Annotated in this window: 13 protein-coding genes and 1 pseudogene; 5 read left to right on the forward strand and 9 right to left on the reverse strand. The window is 33.5% G+C overall.

Annotated elements, in window-relative coordinates:
• Positions 1 to 68: 68 nt before the first annotated feature.
• From HMPREF3264_RS10285 to HMPREF3264_RS10315, 7 genes and pseudogenes are all read right to left on the reverse strand, one after another.
• Entirely contained in the window at positions 69 to 485 is a 417-nt protein-coding gene (locus HMPREF3264_RS10285; RefSeq protein WP_256323978.1) for a DUF805 domain-containing protein, read from the reverse strand.
• A 67-nt stretch (positions 486 to 552) separates the two neighbouring features.
• The gene (locus HMPREF3264_RS10290; protein WP_070873255.1) at positions 553 to 1,137 is read right to left on the reverse strand and encodes a DUF805 domain-containing protein; all 585 of its coding nucleotides are present in this window, start codon (positions 1,135 to 1,137) and stop codon (positions 553 to 555) included.
• 175 nt (positions 1,138 to 1,312) lie between these two features.
• Positions 1,313 to 2,068, reverse strand: a pseudogene (locus HMPREF3264_RS10295) (MerR family transcriptional regulator).
• 54 nt (positions 2,069 to 2,122) lie between these two features.
• A complete protein-coding gene (locus HMPREF3264_RS10300) occupies positions 2,123 to 2,758 on the reverse strand; it encodes an endonuclease III domain-containing protein (RefSeq protein WP_070873256.1) in 636 nt (211 codons plus the stop codon).
• Between the two features lie 93 nt (positions 2,759 to 2,851).
• On the reverse strand, positions 2,852 to 4,513 hold the full coding sequence (gene argS / locus HMPREF3264_RS10305; protein ID WP_070873257.1) for an arginine--tRNA ligase: 1,662 nt from the start codon (positions 4,511 to 4,513) through the stop codon (positions 2,852 to 2,854).
• Positions 4,510 to 4,926: a YwiB family protein gene (locus HMPREF3264_RS10310; RefSeq protein WP_070832841.1), complete on the reverse strand. Its 417-nt coding sequence runs from the start codon at positions 4,924 to 4,926 to the stop codon at positions 4,510 to 4,512. The genes argS and HMPREF3264_RS10310 overlap by 4 nt, the downstream gene beginning before the upstream one ends.
• A gap of 435 nt (positions 4,927 to 5,361) precedes the next feature.
• Positions 5,362 to 5,754 carry a hypothetical protein gene (locus HMPREF3264_RS10315; RefSeq protein WP_070873258.1) on the reverse strand — a complete coding sequence of 131 codons (393 nt, stop codon included), beginning with the start codon at positions 5,752 to 5,754 and terminating at the stop codon, positions 5,362 to 5,364.
• 511 nt (positions 5,755 to 6,265) lie between these two features.
• Between HMPREF3264_RS10315 and larA the strand changes: the two genes are divergently transcribed.
• From larA to HMPREF3264_RS10340, 5 genes are read left to right on the forward strand one after another with little or no spacing between them, the layout of a single operon-like run.
• Positions 6,266 to 7,534 carry a nickel-dependent lactate racemase gene (gene larA / locus HMPREF3264_RS10320; RefSeq protein ID WP_070873259.1) on the forward strand — a complete coding sequence of 423 codons (1,269 nt, stop codon included), beginning with the start codon at positions 6,266 to 6,268 and terminating at the stop codon, positions 7,532 to 7,534.
• A gap of 27 nt (positions 7,535 to 7,561) precedes the next feature.
• Positions 7,562 to 8,389: an ATP-dependent sacrificial sulfur transferase LarE gene (gene larE / locus HMPREF3264_RS10325; protein ID WP_070873283.1), complete on the forward strand. Its 828-nt coding sequence runs from the start codon at positions 7,562 to 7,564 to the stop codon at positions 8,387 to 8,389.
• A 15-nt stretch (positions 8,390 to 8,404) separates the two neighbouring features.
• Positions 8,405 to 9,163, forward strand: coding sequence for a nickel pincer cofactor biosynthesis protein LarB (larB, locus tag HMPREF3264_RS10330; RefSeq protein WP_070873260.1), 759 nt, complete (start codon positions 8,405 to 8,407; stop codon positions 9,161 to 9,163).
• Between the two features lie 14 nt (positions 9,164 to 9,177).
• Complete coding sequence (larC, locus tag HMPREF3264_RS10335) at positions 9,178 to 10,365, forward strand: nickel pincer cofactor biosynthesis protein LarC (RefSeq protein ID WP_070873261.1); 1,188 nt, start codon at positions 9,178 to 9,180, stop codon at positions 10,363 to 10,365.
• Positions 10,366 to 10,387: 22 nt separating this feature from the next.
• Positions 10,388 to 10,786: a hypothetical protein gene (locus HMPREF3264_RS10340; protein WP_070873262.1), complete on the forward strand. Its 399-nt coding sequence runs from the start codon at positions 10,388 to 10,390 to the stop codon at positions 10,784 to 10,786.
• A gap of 290 nt (positions 10,787 to 11,076) precedes the next feature.
• Here the strand turns inward: HMPREF3264_RS10340 and HMPREF3264_RS10345 are convergent, their stop codons facing one another.
• Together HMPREF3264_RS10345 and HMPREF3264_RS10350 are read right to left on the reverse strand one after the other, a co-directional pair.
• Complete coding sequence (locus tag HMPREF3264_RS10345) at positions 11,077 to 11,583, reverse strand: YwhD family protein (RefSeq protein WP_070832817.1); 507 nt, start codon at positions 11,581 to 11,583, stop codon at positions 11,077 to 11,079.
• 83 nt (positions 11,584 to 11,666) lie between these two features.
• Positions 11,667 to 12,683: HD domain-containing protein (locus HMPREF3264_RS10350; RefSeq protein ID WP_256323979.1), on the reverse strand; the 1,017-nt coding region annotated here is incomplete at its 5' end.

The following is a 12,683-nucleotide window of genomic DNA, read 5'->3' on the forward strand; positions in this document are numbered from 1 at the left end:
AGACATCTACTGCCAATATGTTAGAGAAGGCTGAGACAATTAATTATGTGCCGACCTCTTAATTTTTATTATTCACCTTTAGGGTTTGAGCCATATTGATTTGTGCCTTTTTGACTGTCTCTCACACTATACACAAGACTCATAATACAAATTACAATTATAAATAACGATAATATCATTGCAACGACACTTAAAATGCCATTTAACACTTGATTTTGCGTTTGTAGAGATAATTGAGAAGTTTGATTATTACTAAATAAATTATTGTAAATACCTAATAAACTAATGACTAAAAAGATACATGGAATGACCATTGATTTACCTATATCATGGAAACGTCTAACTGCAGCTGTATACGTTCCAATAAGTATTACTAGGTTTATCATTACCTCAATGATATTGTAAATCATATCACTATGTGGAAATAGACGACTCAAACTGAAAATGATTATGCCAATAATTCCACTAAGTATTGTGTTAATCAAAAATGGCCACCAGAAATCTCGACGTCTTGAACGTCCTTCTAATTTAAAATAGTTCTGCCAAAATAGCTTATATGATTCGATCTTTGTTAACCTCCTTCACATTTGAATTGTATTTATCATCATTTTTGGGGTAAGGTCCATATTTATTAGTCCCCTCTTCACTATCTCGTATACAAAATATAATGGCAAATACACCCATTACTATCATGGCTATGATATATATAAACATAAGCAGCACAAGAAACATCAATATAACAAAGTCTATACTAGCGGTAAATATAATTTCTACAATGTTGCCAATGTTATCATCATAATAATTATTAAAGTGTTGAAAATATTGAAATAAAACGATACGAAATCCTATAGGAATAACAGCCATTATCATATAAAAAATTGGAAAAGTTAAATCTTTACCTATATCATGGAATCTTCTTACAGATAAAGAGAACGTCCCAATTGTAAATACAACAGATATAATATCACTTAATCCTAGAACAAGATGGGGGTAATAATGATAAATTGCCGAATCAACCGAATCAGTCAAACTTATGATAATAAAGTTAAAGAGCATCGGCCACCAAAAATCTTGCCTTCTTGTTCGGCCTTTAAAATTAAAATAATTCTGCCAATAAAGCTTGTAAGAGTGGAGCAATTGCCCATCCTCCTTATTTATATATGTAAAATTTTTGAAGCTACAAAAACATTATAATATTAATCAATTTAAAATTAAATCAATATTAGAAATTAAAGTTAATTTTATTAATAAGAATTATTAAATATAAAAAGCACCTCCATTAACGGAAGTGCTTAAAATGAATTTTATATCTTTAATTCGCGATATATTCATGGATTGCATCAGCGATATATTGGTTCAATCCTCCATGACGATTTTTATTAATATTTTTAGCAAATCTCTCATCTTCAACATATGTTTGTGCCATATAACTCAAAAATTGACTATCACAGTTAGGCACTTGTGATTGAAGAATCATTTTTAATTTTTCAATTTTTGGACTTGCTTCATGCGCTGTCACTTTTTCTTGATATAATTGATTCATTTCATCAAAAAATGTATTTAATTGATTATTTACTACCTCTTCATTACTTTCCTTTTCAGCTTCATTCATGCTTTCGTGTTGCTCCTTATAAGCTTGATAATATTTTGTATCTCCATACTTAAGCGCTGCTTCATTTTCATATTATGCATTTAAATCAAATTCCTTCATATTCGTCACCTTAATTTCTTCATTCTTATCGGAGTCAAAATGATATTTCAATTGTTGAATAATTGTATTTAGTTTGTCCCTCTTCATAACGATATAATCGTAATTCTCACGGAGCACTTCATTTTTAAATTGAGTATCTTTAGAAAAGTAATCCTTGATTTGACTCAACGTTAAGTCTAATTCTCTAAGAAATAAGATATGTTGCAACTTTGCAATATCTTCCACACTATAATAGCGATAGCCATTGTCACCAATTTGATCTGGAATTAATAATCCTTTCTCATGATAATAATGAAGTGTACGTAAACTTACTCCAGTAATATCACATAGCTCCTTAGGACTAAAATACGTTTTCATTTCTTCACCTCCTGAAATAAAGTATGAGGTATGACGTTACGTAAGGGTCAATACTTAATTTTCAAAGAATGAATCCAAAAAGGTATAACGATGTTCTCCCTTACCATTAAAGTAATTCTTTCCAAAATTATCGAGTAACGCGTGAAATTCATTGGCATCTTGATTCGTAAAATTGGAAGGTAATTGAATCACTTTCTTAAACTTATCGTATGTTTCAGTCTCCGCGTAGCCTAATTTGGCATAAATCCGTCGCGTGTAACTATCTGGAATAAATTCGATGCCATTAAATATATATACTAGTAAGACATCAGCCGTTTCACTGCCGATACCTCGAATTTTTAATAATTCTTTTCTCAAATTTTCACCGTAATGTTGCTCAATTGATTCATAATCAAAGTGATGTTGGTTCAACCAATCCATCAAGGCATGAATCGCTTTACCTTTATTTTTATAGAAACCACTTGAACGAATCGTTTGTTGTAATTGTTCGAGCGGCATTTGCAATATCTTCTTACCATCAAATTGTGTTTCTTCATAAAGACGCGTCAGAGCCATATCAGCATTCTTCCAATTCGTATTTTGCACGAGTATTGCCCCTAGCATCATCTCAATAGGACTCTCAGCTGGCCACCAACGTTGCGCACCCATATTGTTATAAAGTTTCTGATATAATTCCTCAGTCGAAAGCATGTTATCACTCCAATTCTACACATAACAATACCCTCATAAATAGTTATTTATGAGGGCAGTTGTCTAATTATTTAGTTGAAAATGTTTAATCAATTACATTGATTCTGGTGCTGTAACACCTACAAGTGTTAAAGCATTATGCAACGTAATACGTACTGCTTCAATCATTGCTACATGTGCTTTTGTTTTCTCAGCATCATCAGTTAAAACTTTCTCAGCATTATAGAATTTATGGAACGCTGAGGCTAAATCTTGAATATAGTTTGTTAAACGATGAGGTGCACGGTGTTCTGCTGCACTCTCGATTGTAGTTTCAAACTCAGCCACTTTTTTCAATAATTCAATGGCCTTTTCATTTGTAATTGTAGTGAAATCCGCATCCGTTGTGATCTCTACACCTTGCTCTTTCGCTTGTTTTAAGATAGAACAAATACGTGCATGTGCGTATTGTGCGTAATAAATCGGATTATCTTGCGATTGTTCTTTAGCTAGTTCTAAGTCAAAATCAAAATGAGAATCTGGACTACGCATAGTTAAGAAATAACGTGCTGCATCTATTCCTACTTCATCCATAATTTCACGTAAAGTAATTGCATTACCTGTACGTTTACTCATTTTAACTTCTTCACCATTTTGCATTAAACGAACCATCTGCATAATTTGAATTTCAAGACGATTACTATCTACGCCAAATGTTTCAAGACTTGCTTTCAGACGATTAATATAACCATGGTGGTCCGCACCCATTAAGTCGATTAAGATATCATTTCCACGATTAATCTTGTTATAGTGATATGCCGTATCTGGAGTAAAGTATGTGTAGTTACCATCTTTTTTAATTAATACACGGTCTTTATCATCTTTAAAGTCGCTTGTACGTAACCAAGTTGCGCCATCTGCTTCATACGTATAACCTAATTCTTTCATTTTAGCTAACGTATTGTCGATTGCGCCATTTTCATATAGAGAAGTCTCACTAAACCAGTTATCGAAATGTACATTGAAAGCCGCTAAGTCTTTCTTCAATTTGTCCATTTCATAATCGACACCTAATTGTCTAAATGTTTTAAGACGTTCTTCATCAGAATAATCTTTGATTTCAGGATGTTTATCTGCTAAGTCCTTACCAATTTCAATAATATCTTTACCGTTATATCCATCTTCAGGCATTTCATGACTTGTATCACCTAAAGCTTCGAAATAACGTGTTTCAATTGAACGCGCTAAATTTGTAATTTGATTACCTGCATCGTTAATGTAATATTCGCGAGTGACATTATATCCTGCTGCAATTAAAATATTCGCTAAAGAATCGCCTACAGCAGCATTTCTTGCATGTCCAATATGTAAATCACCTGTCGGATTAGCAGACACATATTCTAATAGGATATTCTTATTTTTTGGTTCATCTGCATAACCAAATTTGTCACCTTTATGAATGGCTTCTGGAATAACTTCTGTTAAATATTGGTTATCTAGATAAAAGTTAATAAAACCTGGACCTGCAATGTCTACTTCTTTCACATGTGCTTTACTTGTATCAAGATGATCAACAATAGCTTGTGCAATTTCACGTGGGTTACGTTTGGCGATTTTAGTTAATACCATCGCAATATTAGATGAATAATCTCCATTTTTAGTGTCTTTAGGTATTTCAATTTTAATTTCTGGAATATCTTCAGCTAATCCAGCTTTTTTGATACTAGCTTCAATTTCTTCAATTAATGTCTGTTTTACTTGATCGATAATATTCATTTGCTTATCTCCTTATAATTTAATTCATATTGATAAGAACCCATTTTTTCCTCGTTTTGATATAACTCATAATGAATTTTTAATTTCCCACCATCTGGAGTAACAAAATGTAAAATACTCAATGTTTTTACAGTTAAGGGAATCCGTCCTGCAGGTATATCATATAATGTAGTTGTTTCTTCCCCTTCGACGAAATGTAAATTCATATTTATGTCGCCTTTACGAATTAACTTAACGCCATTATCTTCAATTTTAATTGTAACATTGACTTTTGCTTCTTCAATTTTTTCTTCGTATCGAATAAATTCTGCTCTCCGTTTTTGCCAAGCACCTTCTGTAGTAAACTCAAATTTTTGTTTCTCATCATTTTGTTTCAAAACTTGTTTCGTTTGAATCTTAATGTTTTTATCCAATTTACTACTCACCTTAATCTTTCAAATAATACAAATAATTATAGCACAAAAACACTATAGCTTGTAGAGCTCTCACTGTGATTCCCAAGTTACCTTTTTACTGTTGAAAATTAAAAAAACGTGCTCATACCATAAAGATATGAACACGATTTTATGTCGTTAATTACTTCAATTTATCACTTAAACTCAATATCAACGATATCTACGTTATACTTTTTCAAAATATAACGATACTTTTTGAAATATATGATGCCGAATACAGTTGCTGCAATGATGAATATATAATTTTCCACCTTAATACCTCATATTTCATAAATTTTGTTGTACATCTCCATACATTATATCACTATATTTTTAAATTGTTCAAAACGATTAGAAAATAATATAAAAGTCGCGAGATATTTTCGAGACTTTTTCAAAAGCTATCCGTTGTTATTAAACGAAGTTCCCATCTTTAAAAATCACTCGAGATTTTTCACCTTGAATAAAGCGATTATAATTTTCACTTTGGAAATCACTTAATAATGCTTTTGAAGTTCCATATTGAAATGCGATTTCTTCTGTCTCAATAATCATTTTTCTATATACTAAACCATCTTTCAATCTAATCTCTTTAACGAGACTATAATCTAATGGTTCAGCTTTAATGTACTCAAATGTATTAAAAGCTACAGTTAACACTGCAAAAAAATCTTTCCCTAAATAATAAACATCCAAAGGTTCTTTTTTATTTTGTCCTACCAATAAACGCCCTTTTTCAAAAGTTTGATCTGGAAAGTTTAATTCTAAGAAATCTAAAATATCGTCTTCTTTTAGTTTAAATTGCATAGTATGACCGCCCTTTTTTATCTTTAGTTAAAAGAAAAGGTATGGAACGACTCAAATTCCATACCTTTAGAGTTACTCTCGTTGATCTAAATTATAGTTCTAAAAGAGAATCTTGTTATTTCAAATAATAAATCATCACATTTATTATTTGTGTTAATTATACATAAATTAAAATTTAATGTATATAGCCTTTTTTAATCTTCAATTTTACGTATTTGTAAAAATATTTAAAATAGAAAAGAAATAAAACATGTTTATCTTTCATTATTTCTTTTTCAAAAATACATCAAGAATTCATTTCCACGCGTATCTCCTCGATAATGGTGCTATTCTTTCACCATTTAAATAATCTCATCGAAACTAAAATAACTATACTTACAATCACTTTTTCATAAATTAAAATATTCTAAAAATTATGCTACAATTTAAATATAATAATCGTGTTATGTTGTATTATTAAGGGTTTATAAGACTTTGTGGTAGTGATTTTTTGATAAATGGAGGGATATATGTGAAGACAGAAGTGTTGTATGGAAAATCTGAAATTGAGGTAAATGTACCAGATGACAGTACAATCATCGAACCTCAAAATATCGACGCTATTGAAGACTATGAAACAGCTATCAAAGACGTTTTGAAGCATCCAACCAATTCAAAGCCTTTAAAAGAAATGGTTAAAAGTGATGACATCGTATCAATAGTCATTAGTGACATCACGCGTCCTACGCCCAATCATATTCTTGTGCCTTTACTAATTGAGGAATTAAATCATGTACCAAGAGAAAATTTCGTAATTATTAATGGTACAGGAACACATCGTGACCAAACACGTGATGAATTAATTCAAATGTTAGGTGAAGACATTGTAGATACAGTTAAAATTGTTCATAACCACTGCACTGAAGCAGAGCGTCTTATCAAAGTTGGGGAGAGTAAGTATGGTTGTGATGCGTATTTAAATAAAGATTATGTTGAATCAGACTTCAAAATCGTCACTGGTTTCATAGAACCTCATTTCTTTGCAGGTTTCTCAGGCGGACCTAAAGGAATCATGCCGGGTATCGCTGGTTTAGAGACGATTCAAACATTTCATAACGCCAAAATGATTGGAGACCCACGTTCTACATGGGGCAATTTAGAAAATAACCCCGTACAGGATATGGCTAGAGAAGTGAACCGTATGTGCAAACCTGATTTTATGTTGAATGTTGCTTTAAATAAGAACAAAGAAATTACAGCTGCATTCGCTGGGGAAGTATTTGAAGCACACAAAGAAGGCTGTGCTTATGTTAAAGAACACGCGATGTTCAAATGCGACCATCGATTTGATGTCGTTATCGCTTCTAATTCGGGTTATCCTTTAGACCAAAACTTGTATCAAACTGTTAAAGGGATGAGTGCTGCAAGTAAAGTTGTTAAAGAAGGCGGCAACATTATCATGGTTTCCGAATGTGCTGATGGCTTCCCTGATCATGGTAAATTCGCTGAAATCTTTAAAATGGCCGACACCCCACAAGGGATTCTGGACCTCATCCATGATCCAAACTTTAAAGAAATGGACCAATGGCAAGTTCAGAAACAAGCGAGCATCCAAACATTCGCTAATGTGTACGTATACTCACAATTAACAGATCAACAATTGAAAGATTCAATGTTAAATCCAACTTCAAATATCGAACAAACGCTACAAGAATTAGAAGAACAATATGGACGTAAATTATCAATCGGCGTTATGCCACAAGGTCCATTAACTATTCCATATGTTGAGAATGAAGAATAATTTGGGAGGATGATGAGGATGATGAGAATGACTGAATTAATGAATAAAGAAATGAAATTAAATCACTTACTTAAAGAAATGCGAAGTGTGGTTATTGCCTTTTCAGGTGGTGTAGATAGTAGTTTAGTGCTCAAAAAAGCTATAGATGTTTTAGGTGCTGAACATGTCAAACCTGTAGTTGTGAAATCAGAACTTTTCAGAAATGAAGAATTCAATCAAGCAATTGAATTGGGCCGAAGCCTAGGTGTAGATGTATTAGAAACTGAAATGGCTGAACTTGAAGACGATAATATCGTTAAGAACACGCCCGACAGTTGGTATTTCAGTAAACGTCTGCTATACGGCAAGCTTGATGAAATCAAAGAAGCGTTAGGCTTTAATTATGTACTTGATGGCATGATTATGGACGACCTCGAAGATTTCCGCCCTGGTTTAAAAGCTAGAGACGAATTCGGTGTTCGTAGTGTGCTTCAAGAAGCCCATCTTTATAAATCAGAAATTAGAGAATTAAGTAAACAACATGATTTACCTGTATGGAATAAACCTGCACTATGTAGTTTAGCTTCAAGAATTCCATACGGTGAAGCATTAAGCTTTGCTAAAGTAAATAAAGTCAACGAAGCAGAGAAATATATTTTACAATTAGGAATTAATCATGTGCGTGTACGCTACCATCATAATATCGCTCGTATCGAAGTGGTTGAAGATGATTTAGCTACAATCTTAAAAAATAAAGACAAGATCACTTTACGTTTAAAAGAATTAGGTTTTGACTATGTCACTGTAGATTTAGAAGGTTACAGAACAGGTAGTATGAACGAAGTTATTGATACGAAAGCAACAAATTTAGTATAAGGATGTATACACATAATGAGTAATCATGAACATTCTATTGAAGCATTGCTCGAAGGTGTAAAATCAAATCAAATTTCTATAGACGAAGCTAAAGCCCAACTCAGTCATTATGACGAATTGGGCTTTGCTAAAATTGATTTACATCGAGCACAACGACAAGGCTTTCCCGAAGTCATTTTCGGTGAAGGTAAAACTAAAGAACAAATTCATCAAATTATTGAAAGTCTCACGCAACACGATCATGTGATTTTAGTTACACGTATTGATGAAACAAAGGCTAAATTTGTACTCAAACAGCACCCTTATCTTCAATATCACGCAACAGCCAATATCGTTTGTACGCCGATAGAAGAAATTAATAAATCTCAAAATTATATTTCTGTCCTTTGTGCCGGTACTTCTGATTTAGCAGTAGCCGAAGAAGCTGCTTTAACTGCAGAAGTAATGGGAATCCAAGTTAAACGCTTTTACGACGTTGGCGTGTCTGGTATTCATCGATTATTCAATCATATTCATGAAATACGCCAAGGTAAGGTATCCGTAGTCATTGCGAGAATGGAAGGCGCCTTAGCAAGCGTTGTAGGAGGACTTGTCAATCACCCCGTCTATGCTGTCCCTACAAGTGTTGGTTATGGTGCAAATTTAGATGGCGTCACTACCCTGCTCTCCATGATTAATTCATGTGCGCCTGGTACAAGTGTGCTCAATATTGATAATGGCTTTGGTGGAGGTTATAACGCTGGAATGATAGTGAAAATGATTGAAAATAACTAGAATGGAGCATCTATATGACAAATGCAATTTATTTAGATTGTCATGCAGGCATTGCCGGTGACATGTTGTTGTCAGCTTTAGTCGACTTAGGCGCTGACCCCCATGAAATTGAAAGCGAACTTAAGACTTTACCGCTAGATCATTTTGAACTTCATTTTCAGAAGAAGATGAAGCAAGGCATTCATGCAATGACATTAAACATTGATTTCGATGAACCACATCATCATCGCCACGCATCAGATATCTTGAAAATGATTGACGACAGCACATTATTGCCTCGGGTCAAAGCCAGAAGCAAGCGAATATTTGAAGTGATTGGACATGCAGAAGCTAAAATTCATGGCATGTCATTTGAAGATGTACACTTTCATGAAGTTGGCGCGATGGACTCTATCATCGATATTATAGGCGGATGTATCGCATTAGAATCATTAGACATTGATGAATTATATTGTTCACCAATTCCTACAGGCAACGGCAAAATCAATATCGCACATGGGGTGTATCCTGTACCAGCACCAGCGACTGCCGAAATTCTTAAAGGGATACCACTTGCAACGTTTGATGTCCAAAGTGAGTTAACTACTCCCACTGGTGCAGCCTTTGCGAAAAGTTTAGTGTCATCTTTCGGCGCATTCCCTTCTGCTACGATGAAAGAAATTGGGTATGGTGCAGGGAGTAAAGACTTTGATTTCCCTAACGTGTTAAGAGTCATTCAATTTGAGACGCAATCAAAAAATCAAGATGAAGTGCAGGTTATCGAATGCCAAATTGATGATATGACACCGGAATCATTAGGACATTTCATGGATACGACATTAGAACGAGGCGCTCTAGATACTTATTACACCCCGATATTTATGAAGAAAGGACGCCCTAGTACACATTTGACAGTAATTTGTAAACCAAACACTGCACTTGAGTTTGAAACGCTAGTCTTACAAGAGACATCTTCACTCGGAGTTCGCAGTTACGCGGTTCGTAGAAATATATTAGATCGAACTTTTAGAGAAATTGCTACCAAATATGGGAAGATTTCTGTGAAATTCGCATTGCGAGAGGGTAAGATTTTGAAAATGAAGCCCGAATATGAAGACGTGAAACAAGTTGCCGAAAGATTTGAAAGACCTTTTCATATGATTCATAATGAAATTGTTAAAATCTTATTTGAAAAGTACAGTATTGGCGATGAACTCGAATAACTCGTTTACAAAGGAGATTAAAATGAACCGAGAAAGTTTAAAATTGACCATTGAAAAACTTTATAACGATATTTTAATCAATCTTGATGTTGAGAAAATTAATATGTACTTTGCCCCTTCTTATATTCAAACGACAGATCATCACACGTCGGATATTAATGAATTTACAGATCACCTTAAGAAACTCAAAGAGGTTGTGGCTCGTCTTTCCATTAATGAATTTAAAACCATGCTTATAGATGAATCTCAAAATACGATTTTCTTACGCTATGATGTCAATGTTGAGAAGAAAGATGGTTTCAAAGGGAAAGTAGAAGTTTATGCAGAATTTGTATTTAACGAAGAGGGAAAAGTTATTTCTTGTAACGAATTAACGCAACCTTATAGCGAAGAACTTAACGGAATTGGCAGTGTGAAATAATAACAAACTATACAATATAAAGGGAGCTGGACAGAAATATAATTTAGCTAAATTATTTTCGTTGTCCCACTACCAACTTGCATTGTTTGCAGAATTTCTTTTTAAGAAATTCTCTATGTTGGGGCCCCGCCGGCAAGGATGGCTAGGACTGAGAGAAGCTTAATTTAAGCGCACTTTCAATTCAGACATCTACTGCCAATATGTTAAGAAGGCTGAGACAATTAATTATGTCCCAGCCTCTAAATTATATTCTGATATCGTCATCATCAAAATATTAAATTTTATAATACTTATTCAAATGCTTGATATAATTCGTCGCTAGAGTTATTCCACATGTCTTCATTATGGCTCTTTAAGAACTCTTTCAAGATTTGTTTATTTTCATCACCAATTTGATCGATAATAAATTGATGTTTCATAGATTTATCCATCATATTCACATGTTCTGGCATACTCTTATAGCCGCGACGTATGCTTCTATTCACTAATAAATAACAAGCTGTGACTCCCGCATAGTAAGGTCCTTGTTCACTGCGTTCTGTAGTGACCCAACATAACCAATATTCTTTCGCTTCGTCACCTTCTACTTGTTCTTTATCATTAATCCATTTTACGCCCTTTTCAACTTTAGCACGGGCATGCATGCCACCAATATCTATAAAGGCTTCCTTGTTTTCTACATCTATGAAAACTGGCGCAATATTGTCTAAACTTATTGAGCCAATATTAGTGCCTTTGTGTCCATCTAGTGGGTCATTTTTTATTATGTTAAAATTAAACCCCTTTTTCTCAGCCAAATTAGATACCTCCCAATCTACATCATAATTATTCAAAGATATTTATTTCAATCTTATCTAAGAGAGGCGACAAGCGCAAACCTTTAATTCAATTCATTTAATAAATTGATAATAGCACCTTTAATTTCGAGATTGTCTATATTAAGTATCAGTTCTTTAGGATAATATAATTTATGGTCTTCACGATTAATACCAGTAATACTATTAATTACCATAGATTGATGACTTATTTCTGTGATAGATCCATTACTTCGTAACAAATGAATCGGTTTACGATTAGATCCAGGACGATCATAATCGTAAGGTAAATCTGAAAATGCCTCACTTACAAAGTAATAGTCAGGATTAATACCACCCGCTTCAAATAATTCTTGTAATTCTGAAATAGTAATAATTGAACCATCGAATGGAATGTATTTAAATAAATCTCGATTAATAAAACGATGTGATAAATCACTTAGAATCGCATCATCTTCATTTATCCATTTCTTCAAGTAATATAAGACAACAGCTTCATCTAGTTCAACGTATTGTTCTATGGTCATCGTACCTTCAAAGAAAGGTACAAAATCTTGAGGGTACATTTTAAATTGATACCCTTCATTATAGAGTTGCTTGGCACGTTTAAGGCAATTATTTAATAACACTTCCCCTCCGCGACTTACTGGATGGAAGTAAATTTGCCAATACATTTGGTAACGACTCATAATGAAATTTTCAACTGCATGCATGCCACTTTCCTTAATTAATACTTCATCTTTTGAAGGACGCATTAACCTTAAAATACGTTCCATATCAAATGAACCATACGTCACACCTGTGAAATACGCATCACGTTGTAAATAATCCATTCGATCAGCATCAATTTGAGAAGATATCATAGATATGATTAACTTGTTATCATGTGTTTTATTGATAACATCCGCAACTTCTTGTGGGAATGTTTCAGAAACACGACTAAGCACTTCATTGACTTCCGTGTCCTCAGTAATAATTGCCTGAGTAAATGCTTCATGGTCAGTATTAAATATCTTTTCAAAACTGTGGGAGAAAGGACCATGACCCAAATCATGTAGTAAGGCTGCACATAAAGCGAGTGG

It is taken from the genome of Staphylococcus sp. HMSC62A08, assembly GCF_001839105.1.
In the GTDB taxonomy this organism is placed as follows: Bacteria; Bacillota; Bacilli; order Staphylococcales; family Staphylococcaceae; genus Staphylococcus; species Staphylococcus caprae.

Excerpts from the sequence above, each read along its gene's own strand:
- argS (WP_070873257.1), bottom strand. The coding sequence starts at position 4,513 with ATGAATATTATCGATCAAGTAAAACAGACATTAATTGAAGAAATTGAA.
- larB (WP_070873260.1), top strand. The coding sequence starts at position 8,405 with ATGAGTAATCATGAACATTCTATTGAAGCATTGCTCGAAGGTGTAAAA.
- larE (WP_070873283.1), top strand. The coding sequence starts at position 7,562 with ATGACTGAATTAATGAATAAAGAAATGAAATTAAATCACTTACTTAAA.
- HMPREF3264_RS10315 (WP_070873258.1), bottom strand. The coding sequence starts at position 5,754 with ATGCAATTTAAACTAAAAGAAGACGATATTTTAGATTTCTTAGAATTA.
- HMPREF3264_RS10300 (WP_070873256.1), bottom strand. The coding sequence starts at position 2,758 with ATGCTTTCGACTGAGGAATTATATCAGAAACTTTATAACAATATGGGT.
- larC (WP_070873261.1), top strand. The coding sequence starts at position 9,178 with ATGACAAATGCAATTTATTTAGATTGTCATGCAGGCATTGCCGGTGAC.
- HMPREF3264_RS10340 (WP_070873262.1), top strand. The coding sequence starts at position 10,388 with ATGAACCGAGAAAGTTTAAAATTGACCATTGAAAAACTTTATAACGAT.